Consider the following 342-nt stretch of genomic DNA (forward strand, 5'->3'; position numbering starts at 1 on the left):
GGAAGGCGTTGGAGAAGCCGGTCAGCGCCTCGAACTCGATATTGGCGGTCATGCCGCCGAATTCCGGCGAGAACATCGAGCCCGAGCGCAGCGCGCGCACGGTCGGGATCGGATCCGGCTTGATGCTGACGCCGGGAAGCCCCGTTGGATCCCAGAAGGATTCGCTCATCACCACGATGATGTCGGGCTTCTGGTCCGGCACCGAGGCGGCAACCTCCGGGCGCGTGATCGCGTCCAGCGTCTTGTCGTCATAGCCAGGCGGCGCCGAGACATGTGCCATCGGCACGTTCATCGCGAAGGCGAGCGCGAAGCCGTTGGAGGCGTAGTTCTCCTTCTGGTCCC

The 342-nt window shown here is 65.2% G+C and carries 1 protein-coding gene; it reads right to left on the reverse strand.

Going from position 1 to position 342, the window contains the following annotated elements; all coding sequences use genetic code 11:
- The coding region (locus EN818_RS31295; RefSeq protein WP_348631436.1) for a sulfatase-like hydrolase/transferase at positions 1-342 on the reverse strand (342 nt) is incomplete at both ends.

The sequence above is a fragment of the Mesorhizobium sp. M3A.F.Ca.ET.175.01.1.1 genome (assembly GCF_004791945.1).
Lineage (GTDB): Bacteria > Pseudomonadota > Alphaproteobacteria > Rhizobiales > Rhizobiaceae > Mesorhizobium.